The 25685-nt window shown below is 42.9% G+C and carries 16 protein-coding genes; 15 read left to right on the forward strand and 1 reads right to left on the reverse strand.

The genetic code is table 11. From position 1 onward, the window contains the following. The first annotated feature begins 5 nt into the window (after positions 1-5). Entirely contained in the window at positions 6-5003 is a 4998-nt protein-coding gene (locus tag U1P77_RS02525; protein ID WP_414479061.1) for a translocation/assembly module TamB domain-containing protein, read from the forward strand. A gap of 151 nt (positions 5004-5154) precedes the next feature. On the opposite strand, the gene hemP is transcribed toward U1P77_RS02525, so the two are convergent. Further along, positions 5155-5313: a hemin uptake protein HemP gene (gene hemP, locus U1P77_RS02530; protein ID WP_227672156.1), complete on the reverse strand. Its 159-nt coding sequence runs from the start codon at positions 5311-5313 to the stop codon at positions 5155-5157. A 354-nt stretch (positions 5314-5667) separates the two neighbouring features. Here hemP and U1P77_RS02535 point away from each other — a divergent pair, with 354 nt between their 5' ends. The 14 genes from U1P77_RS02535 to rpsA all read left to right on the forward strand — a co-directional run bounded on the left by U1P77_RS02535 (position 5668) and on the right by rpsA (position 25495). Further along, complete coding sequence (locus U1P77_RS02535; protein ID WP_321155850.1) at positions 5668-6927, forward strand: NUDIX domain-containing protein; 1260 nt, start codon at positions 5668-5670, stop codon at positions 6925-6927. 490 nt (positions 6928-7417) lie between these two features. Further along, positions 7418-8716 carry a lipocalin family protein gene (locus U1P77_RS02540; RefSeq protein ID WP_321155851.1) on the forward strand — a complete coding sequence of 433 codons (1299 nt, stop codon included), beginning with the start codon at positions 7418-7420 and terminating at the stop codon, positions 8714-8716. Positions 8717-9088: 372 nt separating this feature from the next. Beyond that, entirely contained in the window at positions 9089-10534 is a 1446-nt protein-coding gene (locus U1P77_RS02545) for a glyceraldehyde-3-phosphate dehydrogenase (RefSeq protein WP_321155852.1), read from the forward strand. Positions 10535-10850: 316 nt separating this feature from the next. Beyond that, positions 10851-12083: an Obg family GTPase CgtA gene (cgtA, locus tag U1P77_RS02550; RefSeq protein WP_201557922.1), complete on the forward strand. Its 1233-nt coding sequence runs from the start codon at positions 10851-10853 to the stop codon at positions 12081-12083. A 265-nt stretch (positions 12084-12348) separates the two neighbouring features. Further along, a complete protein-coding gene (proB, locus tag U1P77_RS02555; RefSeq protein ID WP_321155853.1) occupies positions 12349-13521 on the forward strand; it encodes a glutamate 5-kinase in 1173 nt (390 codons plus the stop codon). Between the two features lie 248 nt (positions 13522-13769). Then, positions 13770-14906: a uroporphyrinogen decarboxylase gene (hemE, locus tag U1P77_RS02560; RefSeq protein ID WP_321155854.1), complete on the forward strand. Its 1137-nt coding sequence runs from the start codon at positions 13770-13772 to the stop codon at positions 14904-14906. 137 nt (positions 14907-15043) lie between these two features. Further along, positions 15044-16111, forward strand: coding sequence for an N-acetyl-gamma-glutamyl-phosphate reductase (gene argC / locus U1P77_RS02565; RefSeq protein WP_321155855.1), 1068 nt, complete (start codon positions 15044-15046; stop codon positions 16109-16111). Between the two features lie 212 nt (positions 16112-16323). After that, a complete protein-coding gene (locus U1P77_RS02570) occupies positions 16324-17217 on the forward strand; it encodes a hypothetical protein (protein ID WP_321155856.1) in 894 nt (297 codons plus the stop codon). Positions 17218-17358: 141 nt separating this feature from the next. After that, the gene (locus U1P77_RS02575; RefSeq protein WP_321155857.1) at positions 17359-17766 is read left to right on the forward strand and encodes an ATP-dependent Clp protease adaptor ClpS; all 408 of its coding nucleotides are present in this window, start codon (positions 17359-17361) and stop codon (positions 17764-17766) included. A 643-nt stretch (positions 17767-18409) separates the two neighbouring features. Further along, the gene (gene clpA / locus U1P77_RS02580; RefSeq protein WP_321155858.1) at positions 18410-20977 is read left to right on the forward strand and encodes an ATP-dependent Clp protease ATP-binding subunit ClpA; all 2568 of its coding nucleotides are present in this window, start codon (positions 18410-18412) and stop codon (positions 20975-20977) included. Between the two features lie 268 nt (positions 20978-21245). Further along, complete coding sequence (locus U1P77_RS02585) at positions 21246-22001, forward strand: uracil-DNA glycosylase (RefSeq protein WP_321155859.1); 756 nt, start codon at positions 21246-21248, stop codon at positions 21999-22001. Positions 22002-22019: 18 nt separating this feature from the next. Then, positions 22020-22562 (forward strand): tRNA adenosine(34) deaminase TadA, encoded by a 543-nt coding sequence (tadA, locus tag U1P77_RS02590; RefSeq protein WP_321155860.1) that lies wholly within the window; start codon positions 22020-22022, stop codon positions 22560-22562. 174 nt (positions 22563-22736) lie between these two features. Then, a complete protein-coding gene (gene cmk, locus U1P77_RS02595; RefSeq protein WP_321155861.1) occupies positions 22737-23495 on the forward strand; it encodes a (d)CMP kinase in 759 nt (252 codons plus the stop codon). 302 nt (positions 23496-23797) lie between these two features. Next, positions 23798-25495 (forward strand): 30S ribosomal protein S1, encoded by a 1698-nt coding sequence (rpsA, locus tag U1P77_RS02600; RefSeq protein ID WP_201558940.1) that lies wholly within the window; start codon positions 23798-23800, stop codon positions 25493-25495. Positions 25496-25685 lie beyond the last annotated feature (190 nt).

Consider the following 25685-nt stretch of genomic DNA (forward strand, 5'->3'; position numbering starts at 1 on the left):
GTGTCATATTGAACAATCATACCCCGCCTACGCATGAATCATCGGATGAAGATCCGGCCCAAAGAGATGCGCGTGCAGTACGTCGTTGGTATCCCGTATCCTTTGTGCTCAAACTACTGGTACTAATTCTCATCGTGCTGGCGATTATGTTTGCCGTATTTTTTTATATTGCTGGTACCGATTCAGGTACTAAGTTTATACTAGAGAAGATCAGCGCTGAGACCGGTATTGAGTTCAAATATGGTAGCGGTAACTTGCGCGATGGTATTTGGGTCACTGACATCGATATCGAGGCGACCGAAGATCTAGAAATATTGGTTGATAAGGCTTATATAAAGATTGGCTGGCGTGCCGTTTTTGCTAAAGAAGTCCATCTGAGTAATGCGGACATTCAGCGCATTGAAATCATTAATAAAAAGCCGCCAACTGGTGAGCCGTTCGATTATAAAACCCTCAAACTACCAGTCAATCTGCGCCTTGATCAGGCAAACGTAAAGACCATCGTCTACAAACAAGTCACTAAAGAGCCTATTGTCATTCATGATATTGCAGCGCGTGATCTAACGTGGGTAGGCAGTCAGGTGACCGTGGGTCGCGGCGATTTGCGTTATGCCGATATTGTTAAAGTCAGTGCTTTACAAGGCAGTATTGATCTACAAGGGGATTATCCGCTTGATCTAACCGCCATCGCTGAAGTTAGTGCCTTAGAAAAAGCTTATATTGCTCCCCTCGATATCACTGCAACGGGCAGCCTAAGACGTACGGTAGGTAAGGTACGTAGCCGCTATAACGATGGGGATGTGAGTGGTGATTTCGTCGTGCAAGGACTCGATAAAGGCGCACCGTTCCAAGCCAAGCTGCAATGGGACGATATATTGATACCGTATGCCGATGAGCAAAATATGCATCTGAAAAGCGGCATGCTAACCGCTGATGGGGTTATCTCAGAGATACGACTGCGAATTAATACTGAGCTGATGGCGAAAGATATTCCTTCAGGGCACTATCAAGGTCGCGCTGTGATTGCAGACAGTCAACTGCGCATCGACCGCTTAAATGCCAATGTACCTGCTGGGCGTTTGCTTGCGCAAGGTATTTTAGATTGGAAAAACAGCTTGGATGCCAAAGTAGTGGCGACTGGTAGCAATTTTGACATTCGCCGCGTCATCCCAAAGCAATATAGCGACTATAAAGTGTATGCGCCTCAAAAACTCAATGGCAAGCTGTTTGTCCATTATCAACAAAAAAATACCACCGGCAATCTACAGCTCAATGCTGATTTACGTCAGCGTGATGGTGAGCATGTTAATGCTAAGATTGTACGCGGCAAAACGTCAGTGAAGTCTAAGCAAGCGGCACCTTGGTATATTGATGCCACTTGGCAAAACCTAGTGCGTAAACAACTGCCCAATATCGGTAATGTTGATAGTCCGCGTGGGCAGGCTAGTGTTATCGTTCGTGGTTCGCATTTATCTGTTGATGCCAACGCAGTGATTAATGAGCTTAATGTTGCGCCTAAAGGTAACTATGACGTACGCGTGCGTAAAGCGGGCAACGTTATTGATATCAATCGTTTGAACTATAAAGGTATCGTAGGCGACTTAATGGGCAGTGGTCAGATTCAACTAGCCACCAAAAAACGGCCATTAACCTGGCAAATCGATGCACGAACTAATGGCTTGCTACCTAAGCAGTATCGTAGTGATCTGCCACTTGAGCGTATCTCCGGACGCATCAGTGCGCGCGGTCGTTTGCTCAATATCAGCAAAAACCGAGTCAAAGGTCAGCGCCATATTATTAGTTTTAATAATACTGATTTGCAGGCGCAACTGGATGCTTCGCAGGACGGTCGTGCTATTGGTATTACCGGTGGCGGTGATGCCAGCGTAGATATTATTGACGGGGCGCTATCAGTGTTTGACGCGCGTTTTGATGGGCAGGTCGATACAGCTGATGTCCCTAGCGGCCGTTTATCCATTGATGCGGCAGGCACGCCTAAGATGATCAGTTTCCGCAAATTAAACTATGCGGGCGAAGCAGGTTCTGTACAGGCAAAAGGCGCGCTTGATTTACGCGACAATATTGGCTGGAACGTTACAGGGCGCTTTGATAAGTTCAATTTGGGTTACTTCTTACCGAACAATCCGGCGATTCTCACTGGTGATTTGACCACCAGCGGAAAATGGCAGCCTGCAGCCGAAAACAATCCGAATATTCAAGGTAAATTGCAGCGTTTCGCCGTTGATTTTGAGGGTATATTAGATGCTGAGCAGTTGCCAGCCGGTAGATTAACCATTAATGCCAGTGGTGATGATCAGGTGATTCGTATCAAGCGCTTCCGGCATGTGGGCGCGGCAGGCAGTATTGATGCCCAAGGAACCGTCGATGTGCGTCAAGGTATCGCTTGGGATATTAGCGCCGTTATGGATCGCTTCAATTTGGGCTACTTCCTTAAAGACACACCAAGCGTTATCACTGGCTCGCTAAATAGTGACGGCCGCTGGACGAAAACGCAGCAAATTATTAATTTAAAGCAACTCAATTTAAGTGGCATATTAAAAGGCCAAACTTTAAGTGCCAAGGGTAGTTTGGCCGCTAAGCTACATTTACCTGAAGACTTAGCGAGCTATTTTGAGTGTTTGCAAGCAAAAGATGTCGAAGCGCAATATAAGCAAGTAAATGCCTTAATTGAGAGCTTAAATGCTAATAATTTAGTGATACGTTGGGGCGATAATTATCTGACCGCGAATGGCAATGCCAAGCAATTACACACAAAAATTAATATCACCAGTCTTGACCAGCTGTCAGACAAACTTGCGGGCAAAGTCACGGGCGGCGCCACCTTATCGCAACCAGCAGGACAAGCGCTCCCGACCATTTATATTGATTTGGTCGGTGAACGTATCGCGCTGCCTGGATTTATTCTACGCCAAGGTCGTATTCGCGGCAAGTTGGTTAATTTAGCCAATAGCCCAAGCCAGCTGATTGTCAGCGCTGAAGGGTTAGATGTGGCTGGACAAACCTTTAAAAGCGTTAATGCTTCCTTTAATGGTACAGAGCAAGCACATGTCGTCAACATCGAAGTGGCCAATGAGCAGCTTGGTATTTCTGCAAGGCTCAAAGGCGGCTTTGATCGTCAGCAGCTCCGCTGGTCAGGGGTCATAGGTAAAGGTCGCGTTAAGTCTAAATATGCCGCTTTAAACCAACTACAACCGGCGCAATTAATTGTCAACCTACCGCAAGCTAACAGTGGCGGCGCAAATGAGCTTAAAGTGCAGCTTGCCACGCATTGTTGGCAAGCAGTAGATCAGACTGGCAAGCTATGCCTACGTGAAAATCTCATTGCGTCAGCGGCGGGGGGACAAGTTAATCTTGCCGTACAAAAGCTAGATACTTCGTTATTTGCAGTATTCTTACCCAAAGATATTGATTGGCATGGCAAGATTAATGGCAGAGCGATTGTTGGTTGGCAACGCGGCAAGCCGCCGACCATTAACACTACTTTATATTCTGATAACGGTAAAATTGGTCTTATTCAAGATGGTGATAGCGCACCCATCACCTTGCCGTATAAGCGTGTGTCACTCATTGCCTTATCCGTTCCTGAGGGACTAAAACTGCGAACCGATATTAATACGGGTCGCGGCGGTCGTGGCTATGCTGAGGTCATCGTTGACCCTTACAAAACCCCGAAGCCTATCTCGGGCGCGCTAGTGCTCAATGAGCTTAACTTAGCGATTTTCAAACCTTTCTTCCCTGGTATGCGGGTACTTGAGGGTAATATCACCATGGCAGGTGGCCTCGGCGGTACGCTCGATAAGCCGCAGTTTTATGGTGATGTGAAGCTGGCCGATGGTCGCATCGCTATGCTGGACTTACCAGTGAATTTGACCACAGTTAATGTCGGAGCTAAAGTTCGCGGTACCCAAGCGACCATTGATGGCACCTTTAACAGTGGTACAGGTACGGGCAAGCTGACTGGTACCGTTGATTGGCAACAAAAATTGCAAGCCAAGCTTAGCGTGGTCGGCGAGCGCTTAGTATTGACCCAGCCGCCATTATTATACGCTGTGATTAATCCTGATATCGACATCATCGTGCGTCCAGGCGACCGTTATGTCAATATTGAGGGAACAGTCAGTGTGCCATCAGCGACCATTCGTCCGCCAGAAGCCAGTGAAGATTTGATTACCCGGACCGAAGATGCAGTGGTTATTGATAGGCGCAATATTGGTAATATTGATGAGGTCTTAGCAATCTCCAAGCCTTGGTCGATTAACGCAGATATCGGTATCGATTTGGGTGATGATGTTAGTTTTCGCGGCTTTGGAGCCGTCATTCCTCTAGCGGGTGCGTTAAATGTCACTCAGCGTGGTCAAGGTACCCTGCGTGCTAAAGGCGTGGTTCAAGTAGCGCGCCGCACTAGTGTCGATATTTTTGGACAGAACCTAGAGCTCAATTACGGTCAAATACGCTTCAATGGTGATGTAATGAAGCCCAATTTGAGTATTGAAGCAGTCAAAATTATCGACGGCAATACCGTAGGGGTTCGAGTTAGAGGCAGTCCTACAAACCCAAATATTGTGGTCTTTAACAATGCGGGACTGACTCAGCAGCAAGCTATGAATGCGTTGGTGACTGGTCGCATCAACAATGGCAGCGCGACTCAAATCAGTGAGCAAGGCTTTAAGTCGCAAGTGACCAATAATCTGGCAGCCGCTGGACTTAATTTTGGCTTAAGCGGCACACGCAATATAACCAATCAAATAGGCCAAGCTTTTGGTCTACAGAGCTTAACGGTGGATGCATCAGGCAACAGTGAAGGTACCAATGTGAATGTCACCGGCTATGTGTCGCCTGACTTATATATCCGCTATGGGGTAGGTGTCTTTAATGCCCAAAATAGCTTATCCATTCGCTATCAGCTGACCCGCCGTGTTTATGTCGAAGCGACCTCCGCTGCGGAAAATGTGGTTGATGTGGTTTATAGTTGGCAGTTTTAGTGCCGGCTAGCTTTCGTAATGGGCAGTTTGGGCGTTGATATTGTTATCAGTTCATACAAAGCCATCGATCAATGTGACAAATACCATCAACAAAAAACGCCTTATCGAAGGCGTTTTTTGGTCACTGTGAAATTTTTTAAGGCCATATAAGCTACTTGGTCAAAATTAAACGATTATTACGAGTTAGGCGTAAGCGATATTCTTCGCCTTCATGCTCAATACGAACTTCTTTAGTTAGGGCAAATAGATGCTGTGATTGCAAAGTAGGTAAACGATTTTCACGGCAATTTAGGTAACGAGAGATAACCATGCTCATAATAAATTCCTTTTGGCTTTTTGTTAAATGGATAAGTGGCTGTATTTTTGAATAATCATCGACATAAACGGTGCCAAGCTAAGCAGAGATACACTGAAGAAGTCGAACTAACGATAATGATTATCATTTATAATATAACGTTTTACAAGTCCATTGGTAAAACAAATCGCAGTTATTAAGTAAAATTATGTAAATCTATTCTAAAGTCTCTATTTAATTGTCTGCCCTTATAAATATATTCTGCCGGATTAATAACGTAAGATGCCATTAATCCGGCAGGAAACTATTATTTAAGAATGAATCACTTAGGAAGTAACCACGTAGAAAGCAACTTTTTAGGAAACAATAATGTTAAATAAGTTAGAAGAACAGCAAGCCAGTACTGATGACAAGTCGGTTGCTGATAGGGCAATCATTGATAAGGTGGTTAGTAATAAATCCATCGTCAATGTCGCAGTAGCGGTAATACATTATCAACAACAGTATTTGCTTGGGTTTCGCAACTCTAGCCAGCATCAAGGCGACCGCTATGAATTTGTCGGCGGTAAGATAGACGGTCATGAGACAGCATCAGCCGCATTAATACGTGAGGTTAGCGAAGAGACCGGTATTGATATACAGAGTAATCATTTGGTTAAGCTTGGTCGTTTGCATCATGACTATGGTGATAAGCAAGTATGCCTACAGGTGTATAAGATTGCATTGACAGCAAAGCAATATCAGCAGCATCAACACTGCGATTATGGATTAGAGGGTCAAGCATTAACGTGGGTAGCCAAAAACCAACTGTTGGCAGGGGATTATCCGCTACCTGCTGCCAATCAGACTATTTTGGCATGGCTACAGCTACCAACGCAGATAACGGTTACTTACCCATTAATACATTTTAGCGAAGACACTGATATCAGCACTGCATGGCTTGTCTATCATCGACAGCATATCTCTAAAAATGCGTGGGTATATATACGCACTAAAGCATCCGATTTAGAGGGTAAATTAGCAAGCGAAACAAAGGTTACTGATGCGGAACTTGCCACTCAGTTGATTCACTTACGACCTGATATTTATAGTGTGTTGCCTTATGCTAATGCCCATCAATATAAAAGTACTGATGAAATTTTAACAAAGTCTGAAACATCAGAAAATCCACTGCCTGCTGAAATTAGCAATAAAGTTGTAGCGGTTCATTTAACGCATCATGAATTGATGTGCTGGTTTAATGATTTTCAAAGCAATGACTCTAAAGGCAGCCAATACGATTCTTCAAGCCGTCCACTAATAGTAAGCTGCCATGATGCAGATAGTATTCACGCGGCCAATCAATTTGCTGCTACACGCTTACAACATCAACAACCACCCGTTATCGGTATCTTTTTATCGCCAGTATTAGCAACCCAATCCCATCCTGATAGCGAACCACTTGGCTGGGAAGTGTGGTCAGCATTGGCACAATTAGCTGACATACCGGTTATTGGTTTGGGTGGTTTATCACCGCTAATAGCTGAACAGGGGGCGCAGCATGGTGCCATTGGTATCGCTGGTATTCAGCATTTCTTACAAAGCCAAAGTCTAATTTTACAAAGCCAAATACTAGCTCTACAGAGGTAAGATTTAAGTTAATACTGACTGTATCAAACTTAATTGTAAGTAGGATATAGCCAATTAATTTTAAAAATAATGCAGGTTGGCTGTGAGAAATTTTTGTAGTATAGAAGCTGTGGTAAAGCTGTACAGTTAGCAAGAAAATTTTTACCAGCTGCATGTGACTATTAGCATATGTATTTTATTCTGTGTTAATAGTGGAAATAAAAGAGAACATAACCGACTGGTACAAATGATTGTTTTTCAACATATTTTACAGGTTAGTAACTATATAACTAAAATATGAGATAAACACAGAATTGCTTACAAACCGTTGCCTTTTCCTACATTGCTGCACTGTTTTAATAGTAGCGTTACCCCTAATATAAGATATGAAATTAAAGAGTGATTAAGTTACTAATAATAGATTATTGGTCTATTTAAGTCTCACTTGCTAAATCAACACAACTTGAATTAATAAAATCTAATTATTCATATAACTATCAATGGTACTACTATGAAAACCACCAAGTTACCTCAGTCAGCATGGTCTGACTCACAGGCAGCCGGTTCTCAATCGCAGCAAATTAACTATCCGAATCTTCGCTATCTAAGCAGCGATAAAATGAAACAGACCGGTAGCGCCAGCAATGACGCCAGTTATGACGATAAAGACTCATATCATCTACATGATGAAGAATCACATTATAAGCCAGATAAGTCGTCTTCAAGAGATACCTATTTCGCATATAAGCGTTTCGACAACAGCCTGATAAAGGCAACAGAGTCTGCTATGACTAAAGACACAAAGACGACTATAAAGATCAATGATATTGAAAAGAATAGTAATATAGAAAAGCCTAGTATTGCATGTGGCTACAAAAAAAAGGAAAAGGCCACTGATATAGCGCCATCTATGGTGCAATTGTCAGACAATCAGGTTGATAGGTTACAAAATGGTTTTAAGAAAGACAACTCCGAGCTAGATAACCTTCAACAAGGTAGCTGTAATCAAGGCATTGTTGATCAGGACATGAATAACTTATCATCAGCGACGATTACACTTAGTGCTGATAAAATGGGTACTGAAAAATCGGGTACTGAAAAATTGGTTACTGAAATACCGGAGCGAGTATTTATGAATGGATTGATCAAGCATACCGCAATTGCCTTAGCAATTATTATACCGTTGGCAGCGTTTTCAGCTTATGCTGCACCGATGAGTGCGCCTAGTACCACAACGAGTAACGTAACAACGGATAAGACTACCACTGCGACACTAGCGATCAAACCTTCATCAATCATACATAAGTCTGCAAGCAAGCCGACGACCGTAGACAGTGTTGATCTTGAGCAATATGCGGGTACGTGGTATGAAATAGGGCGTTTGCCCATGTACTTTCAGCGCAAATGTGCCAGTGATGTGACTGCTACCTATACGGGTAAAACCGACGGATCAGGCATTACGGTAATCAATAAATGTAGTGGTGAAAATGGCACAGCTATTACCGCTGAAGGATTGGCAAAACCTGCTGATAATACTGGCAGCAAATTGAAAGTCAGCTTTTTGCCGTCATGGATTCGTTGGTTGCCGGTAGGGCGCGCCGACTATTGGGTGCTGGCTCGTGATTCGGACTATAAGACAGCCTTAGTAGGTACGCCAGATAAGAAGTATTTATGGTTGTTAGCGCGCTCGCCTAATATTACTCAGCAGACTTATGCCAAATATCGTGAGATTGCTCAGCAACAAGGCTATGATCTAAAAGAGTTTAAGCTGACCGCGCAGAGCAATCAGACCGTTAACTTAGTTCCTTAGTAGATAGCGCTATGATAGATTGTATTATGAGAAACTAGAGTGGTAAGAAACTATTCAATGGGTAAAGAAGTTATCTTATTAAATTATTCTTACTTTTTGATTTTCCAAAGAAATGGTCAATAGTCTAAAAAAATGCTTTCATAGGATTATTCTTAGGACAGTATAGCTGCCCCTAATAACGGTTATCACTGGCAAAATAAGGCGTTTTGAGCTAAAATACAGACGATTTAAAAGCACTGACGCCAATAATTATTCGTATTTGTCGCTTTACCTTAGCCAGTAACCCCAGTTTCTTCTTAGTTTTATCGTATTTCATACGTTATCGTTTTATTAACCTGTTTTCATTACTATTAAATTCTACTGACCAGAAGGATGTTTCTCGTGAGCAACGCTGATACCTTACGCCAATTACATCAAGATCATTTAAGCAACTATAACAATCAAGAGCAACAAGCCATCGAATTGATTGGTTTGCTTAATAAACTGTATAACCAGCAAGACGTGCAAGTCACTTTGTTTGGTGAAACGCTTGATACGACTTCAGTAGGTCAAGTACTGGCCTTACATCAAAAAGCGGCAATACGTGAGCAGGGCGCTAAGCCGATCGCTATCGTGGATACTTTAGCTATGGTCAAAGCATTGGCGGCTAACGAAAATATTCAAGCGGCGCGAGTCGATGTCGGTCAGCTAATTGCTAGCGACAGTGATATACAAACTGTATTAAAAACCATCAGTAACGATGAAAATGCTATAAATGGTGCTACCGATGTGGTGTTATATGGTTTCGGTCGTATTGGTCGTATCTTAACGCGTCTATTATTATCACAAGCCTCAAGCTCGAAAGGCCTACAGTTAAAAGCTATTGTGGTACGTCCTGCCGCTGCTGGCGACTTAGCCAAACGTATCTCCTTACTTGAGCGTGACTCAATTCATGGTAGATTTTTAGGCGGAATTAGCATTGATGATGACAATAATGGCATGATTGTTAATGGTCGTTTTATACAAGTTATTTATGCTAATGATCCGAGTGAAATTGACTATACCGCTTATGGTATCGACAACGCTTTAATTATTGATAATACCGGTATTTGGAAAGACGAAGCGGGTCTTGGCAAGCACTTACAATCTAAAGGTGTACAAAAAGTCTTGCTAACCGCCCCTTCTGGTGGCGAGATTAAAAACGTCGTTTACGGTGTTAACAATGATACTATCGGTGACGATACCCTTGTTAGTGCTGCCAGTTGTACCACCAATGCCATTACGCCAATGCTAAAAGTACTGAATGATGAGTTCGGTATCGAAAACGGCCACATTGAGACCATTCACTCCTTTACCAATGACCAAAACTTGGTTGATAACTATCATAAAGCCGATCGCCGTGGCCGCAGTGCCGTAATGAACATGGTCATTACCAGCACTGGCGCTGCAAAGGCAGTGGGCAAAGCGCTACCAGAACTGAGCGGCAAACTAACCGGCAATGCTATTCGTGTACCCACGCCCAACGTTAGCTTAGCGATTTTAAATTTAAATCTAAAAAGCGCGCCAGAAAGTGCTGATGCTTTGAATGACTTTATGCGCAAAGTATCTAACAGTAATACCTGGCAATCACAAATTGCTTATACGGACTCAACAGAAGCAGTATCGACTGACTTTGTGGGTATCACCCACGTTGGTGTGGTAGATGCTCAGGCCACTATACTCACTGGCAATCAAGCTATTGTTTATATTTGGTATGATAACGAAGTAGGCTATAGTACTCAGGTGCTACGCTTAGCCACGCAGATGGCTGGTATCAGCTACACTCAAATTCCAGCATAAAACTTTTAATATGAAAGATATCTAGGCTAGACATGGCTATACAAGTATGGTTTGCATCTTGTCCTTAAATGTTATACTGGTCATTATTATTAGTAAGTGTTATCGCTATTAAATACAGCACTCGATAGTCCGATTGATTATCGGGTGTTGTTGCCATAATAAGTGCTAATATTAACTTGTAGATATTGTATGGTGCTGGCGTGAACGTATCCATTTGGGACATGTAAAGTGGAACATGCGAACATAGACGCAAACATAAACTGAATACAAATACAGTCACTGGCTATAAACCAGATTGACAATTAAGGAACGTAACATGCGATTTATTGATGAAGCCATCGTAACAGTAAAAGCAGGTGATGGTGGTAACGGTATCGCCAGTTTTCGCCGAGAAAAATACGTCCCGCGCGGTGGTCCTGATGGCGGTGACGGCGGCAGTGGCGGTGACGTTTATGTCATTGCTGATGACAACACCAACACTTTAGTCGACTATCGCTATACCCGTCGCTATGATGCGATGCGTGGTGAAAATGGTCATAGTAAGAACTGTGCCGGTAAAGGGTCTGACGATATTTTCTTATCAGTTCCTATTGGTACCACTATTATTGATACCGAAACGGATGAAGTCATCGGTGATATGACCGAAATAGATCAGACTTTATTAATCGCCAAAGGTGGTGATGGTGGTTTAGGTAATACGCATTTTAAAAGCTCTACCAACCAAGCGCCACGAAAAGCGACCTCAGGCTTTGAAGGTGAGCTAAAAGTATTAAAGCTTGAGCTAAAAGTTGTGGCAGACGTAGGACTGATTGGTCTTCCGAATGCGGGTAAATCAACCTTTATTCGTCAAGTTTCTGCTGCGACACCCAAAGTTGCTGACTATCCATTTACGACTTTGGTACCAAATTTAGGCGTGGTTGATATTGGTCGCCATCGCTCATTCGTGATGGCGGATATTCCAGGGCTTATCGAGGGCGCATCAGAAGGTGCGGGTCTGGGTATTCGCTTCTTAAAACATGTGGCACGTACGCGTCGCCTGTTGCATATTGTTGATATACAGCCTATTGATGGCACAGATCCGGTCAATAATGCTCGCATTATCTTAAATGAACTTGAACGTTTTTCTCCTGAACTGGCTAATTTACCGCAAATTTTAATATTGAATAAAATTGATCAGGTTATTGATGAAGAAGAATTGAACGAGTTGTGTACTCATATCGTTGCGGAGCTTGGCTGGACAGGGGACGTATTTCGTACCTCAACCTTAATGGGTGAGGGTACTGATGCCGTAAAATATCATTTAATGAATGAGATTGAGCGCGAGCGCCAGCTTGAAGAAGAAGAACCAGAGTTTGCCGAAGCACAAAAAGCGCGATTTGAGCGTTTAGAAGTAGAAGTTCGCCGTAACACTGAAGCACAGCGCGAAGCGTACCGTGCAGCTCGTAAAGCGCAACGCGAAGGTACAGACTTACCTGACAACGATATTCTTGATAATGATCATTTCGATGACGATGACGATGATGGCGTCGAAGTGGCCTACGCCCCTTAGTTTGACACTACTTAATTTGATAATACTTAGGTTGATATTACTGAATGAGATGGACGGTTTGACGTTAAAAGCTTACTATCAACAATAAGAGAAGAGGTTGGTCATTTTATAAGCATCTTCTTTTATTGCTCTTTTACCGACACTAGTACGCCTATCTGTATTATGCCTATTTGGCAGCACGATTTTGATAGCACAAAAGAATAGGCCACTTATTTACTTTTTAAATTGATTTTTAAATTAATCCCCGCAATAGACAGGAGTTTTTATGGCAGTTGACATGGAAAATACGACCGAAGAACCAAGGTTTATCAAACAAACCCGCAACTTTGATATTCAGCGCGTTATTGTCAAGATTGGCTCATCATTGTTGACTAATAATGGTCGAGGACTGGATCGTACTGCCATATACGAGTGGGCGACACAAATTGCTGAATTGCATAACCAAGGTGTGGAAGTGTTGTTGGTGTCATCAGGTGCGGTCGCTGAAGGTGTGGTACGCATGAATCTTGATGAGCGGCCTAATAAGCTCGCAGCATTACAAGCTTGTGCTTCTATCGGTCAGATGGGCTTAATCGGAACTTGGTGGTCAGCCCTTATCCAACACGGCATACAGAGCTCGCAGTTGCTGCTGACGCATGATGATTTGTCCAATCGTAGTCGTTATCTGAATACCACTAGCGCACTGACTCAGCTATTAGAGTGGCGTGTCCTGCCAGTGATTAATGAAAACGATACCATCACCATTGATGAAATTAAATTTGGCGATAATGACACTTTAGGCGCGATGGCAGCGGCGATGGTCAATGCTGATTTATACATTATCTTAACCGATCAAGAAGGTGTGTTTACTGATAATCCACGTGATAATCCCAATGCCAGAATGATTCGTCAAGAGCGTGCGATGGCTGACTATTTATTTGATATTGCCGGCGACGGCGGTAAGCTTGGACGCGGTGGGATGTTAACCAAAATCCGTGCCGGTCGTTTGGCGGCTATGGGCGGTTGCCCGACCGTCATTGTCAGCGGTGCGATTGAAGGTGTCATCACCCGTGTGGTGGCAGGCGAAGCAGTAGGTACATTGCTAACCACCAATGATGAAGACAAAGTCATCGCCCGCAAACAGTGGATCGCGGCTCATTTACGGATGTCAGGCGCTCTGATTGTGGATGCCGGCGCAGCAAAAGCGTTGACCGAGCATAACAGAAGCTTGTTGCCGGTCGGTGTAAAAGAAGTACGCGGTGACTTTGATGAAGGCGATGTGGTAGAAATTATTCATCAAGATACCGGTGAGCGCTTAGCTGTCGGACAAGTCAATTTCTCGTCTACAGATGCGCGCAGTGTTGCTAATGAGCGTACCGAGCAGTTCGATAGAATCCTCGGTAACAATGAAGAGCGGGTAGTGATGGTCCATCGCGATAATTTAGCGTTGTCTGTGTAATATATCGTAAGTAGCTTAGATAAATAGCTGAGATACACAGCTGAACTATGAAACCTTTTTATTATTGGTTAAGCTGATATCAATTACATGTAGCAAGTATGTTTACATATTAAGACTTTAATGCCATAACAGAGTTTATCTTTATGGCATTAATTACATCTGGGTATTTTAACAGTTGTATTTTTTCTATCCCTATTTATGTTTAACAATGACAATAATCGATATTGTACTATTTTGGAGATTTGTGCATGAGTGCCTCGGACAACGATAACTCGCCTAAGCAAAATTTTGCTCCTCTCAAAAACGATAGACTGCTGCGCGCTCTTCGGTTTGAGCCGGTAGATACCACACCGGTATGGATGATGCGTCAGGCCGGTCGCTATTTACCAGAATATAAAGCCACTCGTGCTGAAGCAGGTGACTTTATGAGCCTGTGCAAAGACACTGATCGCGCCACGGAAGTGACATTACAGCCGTTACGACGTATGGATCTAGATGCGGCAATTATATTTAGTGATATTTTGACCATTCCAGATGCCATGGGATTAGGCTTATATTTTGAGACCGGTGAAGGTCCTAAGTTTAAACGTACTGTCCGTCAGCAGTCCGATATTGACAAGCTACCGACCTTAGATGTTAACGATTCGCTAGATTATGTGATGCGAGCGGTGACTAGTATTCGTAAAGCTCTTAATGGACAAGTACCGTTATTTGGATTTTCGGGCAGTCCTTGGACGCTAGCGACCTATATGATTGAAGGCGGCAGTTCAAAAGACTACCGTTATACTAAAGGGATGCTCTATAGCAATCCTGAACTTCTGCATCAACTGCTTGATAAGCTGGCAACATCAGTGATTGATTATTTGGATGCCCAAATCATCGCTGGTGCGCAAGCGGTACAAATATTCGATAGCTGGGGCGGGGGACTTGGTCATCGCCAGTTTATAGAGTTTTCGCATATGTACAATAAGCGTATCGTTGCTGCGCTAAAAGCGCGGCATCCTGAAGTACCCGTCATACTATTCACGAAAGGTGGCGGCCTTTGGCTTGATATTCAAGCGGATAGCGAGGCTGATGCTTTAGGATTAGATTGGACGATGCCGCTTGATCGTGCCCGTCAAGTGTTGACGGAAAGCCAGCGCCAGTTGACCAAACAGCATAAAAAATTACAGAGCAGTAAAGCCATTCAAGGTAACTTAGACCCAGCAACGCTATATGGCTCACCGGAAACTATTCGCTCTGAAGTTAAGCTGATGCTTGACAGTGCCTATGCCTGTGGCGAAAAGACTGGTTATGTAGCAAACTTAGGCCATGGTATTACCCAGTGGGTTGACCCAGATCATGCCAAAGTCTTTATCGATGCAGTACATGACTATAAGCTCTAAAAGCTATCGCCCTTAAAATTTTTGAATTGAAAAGCTATCAAATACTAAACAGACAGGTGGTTTAAACGAATACTTAAAACTGCTATATTTTTTAGTATTTATATATTTAGTGTTTACTGAGCAAAAAAGGATATTTTATGATTTCAGCAGCGATTGTCGGTGGAACGGGGTACACAGGTATTGAGCTTATTCGCTTACTGTCTGCCCACCCTGAAGTGTCTATTGATTTGCTAACCTCGCGTAGTGAGGCAGGAACGCGTGCTGATGAGATATTTTCAAGCTTGCGCGGTATCTCAGATTTGGTCTTTAGTGACTTAGGTGATGATACGCTCGCCGCGCTACAGCATTGCGATGTAGTATTCTTTGCCACGCCTCATGGGGTGGCGATGAAGCAAGCAGAGGCGCTGACCCAAGCGGGTGTTAGAGTCATTGATTTAGCCGCTGATTTTCGTCTGCAATCATTGACTGAGTTTGAACAATGGTATCAACAGCCGCATGCTTGTCCTGAGCTATTAAAAACCGCCGTTTATGGTTTACCAGAAATCAATCGTGATAAGCTTGCAAACGCTTTGTTGGTAGGCAACCCCGGTTGTTACCCTACCACTGCTATTTTAGGACTAAAACCTATTATTGAGGCACAAAACAAGCAAGCAACGCGCCTAATTGACTCACGGATTGTTATTGATGCCAAGTCTGGCGTATCAGGTGCTGGTCGCCAAGCAAGTATTGCGCTTAATTATGCGGAAACTACGGATAATTTTAAAGCTTATGGGGTGACGGGTCATCGTCACTTGCCGGAAATTGAGCAGGGCATTGCGCAATTATTAAATAGCCAGTTTACCCAGCGTGTTCGTTTTTTACCGCATTTAGTACCGATGATACGCGGTATGTTCAGCTCTATTCATATGGAGCTGACCGAAGCGGGCGCTGATATCGACTGGCAACACGAATTTGAGACCAGTTATGCCTCAGAAGTGTTTATTGATGTGATGCCAAGCGGTATTTATCCTGATACCCGTAGTGTCCGTGCCAGCAACCGTTTACGTATAGCAGTGCACCAAGATAACGCGCGTGCTGAGCTGACCGTCTTGGTGGTACAAGATAATTTAGTAAAAGGGGCGGCGGGGCAAGCAGTACAAAACATGAATGTTATGTTTGGTCTTGATGAGACCTTAGGATTAAATTTTGCGCCTGTTGTTCCCTAAATGTTTCTCGGACGTTCCTTAAACGTTCCATGAATGATTGACCTTTAACGTCTTTTAGTTAATAGTATTCTATGGACACTATTTCACATGTACCTATAGCCTAAACTTTATCACTAAACCTTTACTATTCGGTTATTCGTATTTACGGTGCTAGGTATTGATTCTAAATTCCGCTATAATACATCCCCTTACTGTTAAGAGATGCCTTCTAGATGCTTGTTAAGACTGCCCACCGCTTGCGCTTGCAGGCAGCAAGTTCATCGTGCCAAGCTTCTGCATCAGACGATTCTGAGCGTGGACCACTGTCTTCTTATCAAAGCATAGATAACATTATAAATAGTCACAATAGTATTAAAAACTGTATAGTTGGCAAACAACAAGGCGCGTCGACGTTGGTATTGGCGCTCTTTGTAATAGTGATATTAGTGACTGCTGCTGTTGGATTGATGTTTGGTCACAAGCTTGGCTATCAGAGTGGCTACTATTCGATGCAATCCGAGACAAAACAAGCCACTATAGATAGTGAGCAAGCGAACAAAGAGCTCACCGATTTGCGCTTAAGTCATAAGATGTCGACGAATCAAGCGGCGACTGCCAAACAAGAGTTAACGATCAGTTTGGCAAATTTAGATGATCTACGTCAGACTCAGCAAGCCCTAAAAGTTGAAAATGAGCAAGTCACACAGCTCAATGGGCTATATGCCAGTGTGATTAGTGATAAAGGCGGCATGCCGTTACAGATACTTGGCGCTAAGATTGAACCATTACCTGAGAACACTTTTGAGTATGGTTTCGATATTGGTATGCTCAGTAGTGATGGGCAAGCAAAGAATCTAACGGTCAGCTTAACTCTGCTAAACGATGATGATTTCGTAGAAGTGCCGCTAGATCCTGCTCGTTATGCTATTGAAGGCATTGAACGCATTCGTGGACGCTTTGTAATGCCGTCAGGCTTTAAGCCGCTACAAATTAAGCTCATTTTAAAGGCAGGCGATCAGGAAGTGGAACAATTGTATGATTGGAAACTTGGTGCTATGGTCGATAACATGCCGCTGTCGCTTTTAGATCTACCTGAAGCTGATAAAAGCCCCATTGCTTCTGAATAACCATTCAATTTCCAGTGACTGTTTGATTGGTAATAACTGCTTTACTTTTAACAACCGCTTCGCCGTATTTTTTACCTATCACTTTTATACCTGATAGTCTCTCTTTTATTGTTAGCTGACCTTTTAGTTTATACTTTGATTATGATGAAACAAATATTATCACAAGCTAAACCCGTTGTTTTTGATTGGCACTTCCCAAATGTGCCTGTTCATCGTGCGCAAGATAGTGACCCTGATGGCGAAACCACGCCGCAAGCAGACGTCATGGTGGAGGAACCGGAAGTGGCAAAACCGCCAATGTACGCGGTAGTTATGTATAACGATAACTATACGCCAATGGAGTTTGTGGTTTACATTTTGCAGTCAGAATTCCGTCATAGCATTGATTCAGCCGTTGAAGTTATGCTAACTATTCATAATAATAGCAAAGGTATCGCAGGTATCTACCCTAAAGATATTGCTGAGACCAAAGCAAAAAAGGTTAACAGTCTAGCCCACCGTGAAGGCTATCCGCTACTTACCCAGATCGAGCCACATCAAGGTGAATAGGGCCACTCGTTTCATTGTTATTTGAATATTATACTTTTGCCCTTTTCTCTGACCGTGTCACTCCAATAAGCCGATCTTAACAATAATTATCCAAGTGTTATAAACTGTTTTTCTAATACATTTTTGTATAAATCCTACTGTATCAAAACATCTAAATCTGCTTTTGACTCTCTATTTTGACCTTGATTTTTTTCTTAAGTATCCCTATATATATATAGCGAATCAAGTATTCGCAAATATTAAATGGGACACGTATTGTTCAAAACCTTTGTTTTTATATATCCTCATGGTTGTCCTTCTATTGCTGTTTTTTACTATTAACCTTTCTATTCATTCAACCGGATTTTAAAGTTACTTCTGCTGCGCCATTAACTTTATGTTTGCGGTATTATTTGATACATTTTAGTACGTGTTAATAGATTGACTATGCGTGCTTATCATGTTGAGATGAATTACAGCTGACGTAAACCGTTTTATGACAATTGTTTCGTGTTAACCGTTGCTGACCAATTATTGTTACCTGTTTATGTGTTACTTATTAGTGATAGCGCACTGTTATCCGACTTGAACAATCCACTTGTCGCCCTGATTTACTCATTAAGCTATTAAATCCTAAAGATATGTATAACCGTAGGAATTCGTTATGTTAAGTCGTCATCTTGAAGTCTCCTTGCGTCTAGCCATGACGCTTGCGCGTCAAAAATCACATGAATATCTGACTGTTGAGCACTTGTTACTGGCACTGCTAGAGAACACTCATGCTGCCAATACTTTGACTGCCTGCAATGCTAATGTCTCAAATTTGCGTACCGAGCTTGAAGCTTATATTAATAAGCACACGCCAACGGTAGATGTCGATATAGAGCAGTCGCCGCAGCCTACCCAAAGCTTTGATCGTATCTTGCAACGGGCAATCTTCCATGTGCAATCTATCGGCGGTGGCCGTTTGGTCGAGGGCTCAGATATTTTAGTGTCTATGTTCTCAGAGCATGATACCTACGCCGTTTATTTGCTGAAAAAGCAAGGTATCAGCCGCCTTGAGCTGACCCAATATCTGTCTCATGGGCAAGACAAAGAGGAGCCATCTGAGCCACGCGCTTCTATAACTGGTGAGCGTCGTAGTGCTTCTGAAAAGACCAGCAAGGACCCATTAGTAGAATTTGCCAGTAACCTCAACCAGCGTGCAGCGGAAGGTAAGACTGATCCGCTCATTGGGCGTGGTCCTGAAATTGAGCGTGCAGCGCAAGTATTGTGCCGCCGACGTAAAAACAACCCGCTATTAGTCGGTGAGCCGGGCGTTGGTAAAACCTCGATTGCTGAAGGTTTAGCCTGGTTAATTATCAATGATAAAGCGCCAAAACCACTTAATGGTTGCGTGATTTATAGCTTAGATATTGGCGCCCTGATTGCAGGTACGAAATATCGTGGTGACTTCGAAAAACGTATGAAGGCGCTGCTTGATGCACTGAAGAATAAACCCAATGCGATCTTATTTATTGATGAGATTCATATGATTATTGGGGCAGGCTCATCCATGAGCAGTAATATGGATGTGTCTAATTTAATTAAACCGGCGCTTGCTAATGGTGAGCTACGCTGTGTGGGTTCAACCACCTTTACAGAATATCGTCAGGTGTTTGAAAAAGATCATGCGTTATCACGCCGCTTTCAAAAAATTGATGTCAAAGAACCTAGTATTGATGAGAGCATCGATATCTTACGCGGTCTTAAACCACGTTATGAAGAGTTCCATAATGTCGCGTATACCGATGAAGCTCTAATCAGTGCGGTACAGCTGTCGTCTAAGCATATCCACGAGCGTTTCTTACCGGATAAGGCTATTGACGTCATCGACGAGGCCGGTGCGTATAAACGCCTGGGAGTTATTCCTGATGCTGATGACATCAATGCTGAAGACAGTTTAATTGCTGATTTGGAGCAGGATTTTGACGAGCAAATCGATACAGACACCAACGAGGTTGATGGCACTGATAACGAAATGCAAGATGAAGCTGTAGCTGCTAAAGCCAGTGATAAGTCTAAGGCTACTAACTTTCAAAAGGCTAAAGACAAAAAACCACCAATGAAAATTGACGTGGCAGATATTGAAGCTATTGTTGCTAAGTTAGCGCGTATTCCACCCAAGTCGATTTCAAGCGATGATAAGAATGTTCTTGAACATCTAGATCGCGACTTGAAACGCTTAGTCTTTGGTCAAGACGAAGCGATTGCGACCTTGTCCGATGCCATTAAGTTATCCCGTGCGGGTCTTAAAGCACCGGAGAAGCCAATTGGTTCCTTTATGTTTGCAGGTCCAACAGGGGTTGGTAAGACAGAAGTATCGCGCCAGCTAGCCAGTTTGTTAGGGGTTGAGCTAGTGCGCTTTGATATGTCAGAGTACATGGAAGCGCATACCGCCTCACGTTTGATTGGTGCGCCTCCAGGCTATGTTGGTTATGACCAAGGTGGTTTGCTTACCGAAAAGATTAATCAGCATCCTCATTGCGTATTACTGTTTGATGAGATTGAAAAAGCGCATCCTGATGTCTTTAACTTACTATTACAAGTGATGGACCATGGCACGCTGACTGATAATAATGGCCGAGTGGCTAGCTTTAAACAAGTTGTTGTCATTATGACTACTAACGTTGGTGCTGACAGTATCAGCCGCTCCTCTATGGGCTTTACCCAGCAAGATCATAGTCGTGATAACAATGAGTCACTCAAGCGCGTCTTTAGTCCTGAATTCCGTAACCGTTTGGATGCAATCATTCAGTTTAATGTGCTAGATACTTCAGTAGTGGTATCAGTGGTTGATAAGTTCTTGGTTGAGCTACAAGTCCAGCTTGATGATAAGCAAGTGACTTTAGAAATTGATGATGAAGTACGTGATTATTTAGCTGAAAAGGGCTATGACCGTCTGATGGGGGCCCGTCCCATGCAGCGTCTGATTCAAGATGAGATTAAAAAACCGCTGGCAGGTATGATTTTGTTTGGTGAATTGGTCAATGGCGGGGTAGTACATCTTACTCTAGAGCCGCAAGATATTGACGCTGATACCGAATCTAACAGCATTTCTATCGATAAAAAGTCTTCTACCGCCCAGAGTGGCAATATGCAAAGCGATAAAGGCTCAACGGACAGTCGTATTATATTGACAGTCGTTGAGACCTACGAGCCGCGCTCAGACTCTGAATCAGTGGCAAGCTAAGTTAGTTAGTCATAAGCTGTTTAGCTAATTGACATGAATAACCCTGAACTGAATATTGGTATAAATAAAAACGGTTGCTATGGCAGCCGTTTTTTTTCGCTGACATTTAGCCGATGTTTATATGCTTACTAACCTTTTATAATGAAATGTAACGTCTTTTTTTGCTACCATCATTATTTGAGTAGTGGTTCTATTAAAATAATGTTTTGATGTGCGTTAAACCAATTATAAATAACTAAAAAGCAACTAAAAAAGAGGCGACATACCCATGCAATTATTTAATGATGAGCAGGCAGAGAACATGACAACTGAGAAAACGGCTGAGCAAAAACAAGCTATCTTAGATAATGTACGTTTGCCAGAAGATTGGAAATTAGCACTAACAGATGAGCTGACGTCCAATAATATGGATGATCTCCGAGCATTTTTAAAGGCAGCCTATCAATCGAATGACAGTATTTATCCGCCAGCCCCTTTGATGTTTAATGCCTTCAATCTAACGCCTTTATCACATGTTAAAGTCGTTATTTTAGGTCAAGATCCTTATCATCGTCCAGGGCAGGCGATGGGGCTGTCATTTTCAGTACCGAAAACGATTCCTAAGCCACCATCACTGAATAATGTGCTTAAAGAAATGGCTACTGATATTGACACCAGTTACTCAGCCCACGGTGATTTGACCTATTGGGCGCAGCAAGGCGTATTGTTATTAAATAGCTCACTAACTGTCAGTGAAGGCGAGCCAAACAGTCATCAAAATAAAGGATGGGAGCAATTTACCGACGCTGTCATTGACATTATTAATCAACAAACAGAGCACACCGTATTTATTCTGTGGGGCAGCAAAGCGCAAAAGAAAGGTAAATATATCGATACTGATAAACATCTGATTTTAACGGCTGTGCATCCCTCACCACTGGCGGCCAATCGTGGTGGATTCTTTGGTTCAAAGCCATTTTCCAAAACCAATGATTATCTGAGACAATATGGCAAAACGGCTATTGATTGGCAGTTGCCACAGTAAATGATGACTATACCAACTATGAATTTACAGCCTCATCAGCTGACAAGTCAGCAGCTAACGACCAGCAAATTTTGGTCACTCCAAGATGTTCAATGGATGAGGTATGCGTTAGTATTGGCAAAGCAAGGTGCAGAGTGCGGCGAAGTACCAGTAGGGGCGGTATTGGTACATGACGATATGGTTATCGGTAGTGGCTTTAATGAGCCAATCGGTCGCCATGATGCGACTGCTCATGCCGAAATTATAGCGTTAAGAGACGCCTGCCTGCGCTTAAATAATTACCGTTTACCGCTACAGACCACGCTATATGTTACCTTAGAGCCGTGTACCATGTGTGTCGGTGCGTTGATTCATGCGCGCGTCGATAGGCTAGTATATGCCGCAAGTGAGCCTCGGGCAGGTATGGTGGGAAGTCAAATGAATTTACCCACACAGCCATTTTATAATCACCAGATTAAAACCCACCAAGGTTTGTGTGCTGATCACAGTAGTCAGATGCTGAAGGCCTTTTTTAGGCAACGTCGGCAAGTAGCTAAGAGAAATAAAGAGAGTCTTTTATAATTTATTTAGGATGTGTTTAATATTCACTAATAAATAAGATATTAACCACAGCGCTAGTGATAGCATAGATTATTTGCTATAATACCGCCCTATTTGGCTATGTAAAAATACGCTGTCAAATAAGTGTTAATGTATAAGCAATTGAATATAGCCATTTAAATATAAGCAACTAATATGACCGCTTCTACGTCGCCGTCCGAATTGAACGATACTGATAGCCAAGCGCAGCCATTGCGTTATCCGGTTATTTGTATCGATGGGCCTAGTGGCGCTGGCAAAGGCACGGCAGCATGGCGTTTGGCCCAGACGTTAGGTTATCAGTTATTAGACTCAGGTGCGTTATATCGTATTGTTGGACTAAAGGCGTTTGAGGCAGGCCTGCTTACTGCTGATGCCAAGCAGTCTATTGATGAGGCCGCGTTGATTCAGCTGACCCAAGGTTTACAGATTGCCTTTGAGCCTAATGAAGAATCAGGTCGCGTTGACATTGTCGTTAATGATGTGGCCATAGGCGAGCAAGTACGTAATGAGACTGTTGGCGGCTATGCCTCACAAGTGGCAGTGTTTCCACAAGTACGCCAAACTTTGCTTCAATTACAGCAGGATATGGCGACTCGTTCGGGATTGGTTGCAGATGGTCGCGATATGGGAACAGTGGTATTTCCCAATGCTGACGCTAAGATATTTTTGACTGCTAGTGTTAGAGCACGGGCGCAGCGCCGTGTGACTCAATTAAAAAATGCCGGCCAAACGGCAGATTTTGAGGCGATTCTAACGACTATTAAAGCGCGCGATGACCGTGATGAAAATCGTACGACAGCGCCATCAAAACCTGCGGATGATGCCCTATTGATTGATAGCTCACTATTAGATGCTAATACAGTCTATGAGCAAATAAAAAGTTACTGCCAAGCAAAAGGCATTTGTTGTTAATAGCTAATAAAAACAACACAATAAGGACTAAAAAATCCCTGTGGTTACTGCTTTTAGTGTAAAATTACAGTGGTTAGAACAAGTTACCGGTTAAATGATAGTTGCTCTAAAGATGTCACTATACTGATAAAACTATAAAGACAAAGACAGTTGTTGCTAGTGAGCTTTCTGATTAACGTGCTTATTAGCAACAAACGTTTTTTTATATGAAGATATAAGATATAAAACCAGTATCGAGTTTTATATCTTCATAAATTTGATCCGTACTGCGCTGGACAGGCTACGGCTATACAAAGGTAGATATAATGGAATCATTTGCTGAACTATTTGAAGCAAGTATTGAAAATCAGGGTCTGGATATCGAGCGTGGCTCGGTTATTACAGGTATCGTTGTGGCCATCGATAGCGATTGGATCACAGTAGACACTGGTCTGAAATCTGAAGGCATCGTTGCTCGTGAAGAGTTTTTAAGCGACGAAGGCGAGCTTGAAGTAGAAGTTGGCGATAGCGTTGATGTCGTGGTTGAAGCGGTTGATAACGGTATGGGTCACACCCTACTGTCACGCGAAAAAGCCAAACGCGTCGAAACGTGGAATGTCCTTGAAAAAATCTATGACAACAATGAGATTGTAAAAGGTATCATTTCTAGCAAAGTAAAAGGTGGTTTTACTGTAGACGTGGGTTCAGTACGCGCGTTCTTACCAGGCTCATTGGTAGATGTTCGTCCTATCCGTGATACTACGCATCTAGAAGGCAAAGAGCTAGAATTCAAAGTCATCAAGCTTGACCAAAAACGTAACAACGTTGTGGTTAGCCGTCGCGCCGTTATGGAAGCTGAAAACTCAGCTGAACGCGAAGAGCTATTGAACAAGCTTGAAGAAGGTATCGAAATCGAAGGTATCGTTAAGAACCTAACTGATTACGGTGCATTCGTTGATCTTGGTGGTATTGATGGTCTGTTGCACATCACTGACATGGCATGGCGCCGTATCAAGCATCCATCTGAAGTAGTAGAAGTGGGTCAAGACTTAAAAGTTAAAGTATTGAAATTTGACCGTGAACGCAACCGCGTTAGCCTAGGCCTAAAACAGCTTGGTACTGATCCTTGGGATAACGTTGGCGCCACTTACCCAGTCGGTAGTGTTGTTAAAGCTCGCGTAACCAACTTGACTGATTACGGTTGTTTCGCTGAAATCTCTGAAGGTATTGAAGGTCTAGTTCACGTATCTGAAATGGATCACACTAACAAAAACATCCATCCATCTAAAGTTGTTCAAGTAGGTGATGATGTTGAAGTGATGATTCTTGATATCGATGAAGAACGTCGCCGTATTAGCTTAGGTATCAAACAGACTCTAGCCAATCCATGGGATGAGTTTGATAAGAAACATGAGCGCGGTGATAAAATCACTGGTACGATCAAATCAATCACTGACTTTGGTATCTTTATTGGTCTAGATGGCGGTATTGATGGTTTAGTTCACTTATCAGACATTTCTTGGAATGAAACTGGTGAAGATGCTATCCGTAACTACAACAAAGGCGACACCGTAGAAGCAATGGTATTGTCTGTAGATTCAGAAGCGAATCGCATCAGTCTAGGCGTTAAGCAACTTACTTCAGATCCATTCAACGAATACCTAGTTAACAATGACCGTGGTGCTATTGTTAATGGTAAAGTAAAAGAAGTTGACGCTAAAGGTGCAACGATTGTGCTTGCTGAAGAAGTTGAAGCTTACTTACGTGCCTCTGAGATCCAGCGTGATCGCGTTGAAGATGCTACTAAGCACTTCACTGTTGGTGATGATGTTGAAGCTAAAATTATCAGTGTTGATCGCAAAACACGTAACATCAGCCTATCAATCAAAGCGAAAGATGAAGCTGAAGAGCGTCAAGCGATTAAAGATTTGGGTAGCAGCAATACTAATGCTCCGCAAGCGTCTTCATCTGATGCACAGCCAAAAACTATTGGTGATTTGATTAAAGAGAAAATGCAGTAAATTGCGGATTCTTAATAGCCAATTATTTTGGTAGCTGGCTTTTAGCAGATAATAATATAATAAAAAAGCGACTTCGGTCGCTTTTTTTGCAGTTAGACTTTGATATTAATACGGTTATTAGCAATAGCATATTTTTTTCTAGAGGCTTAAACTTCCATTTCTATTCAAAATAATATCCGCTATCATTTGC

This window comes from Psychrobacter sp. LV10R520-6 (assembly GCF_900182925.1).
Classification (GTDB): Bacteria; Pseudomonadota; Gammaproteobacteria; order Pseudomonadales; family Moraxellaceae; genus Psychrobacter.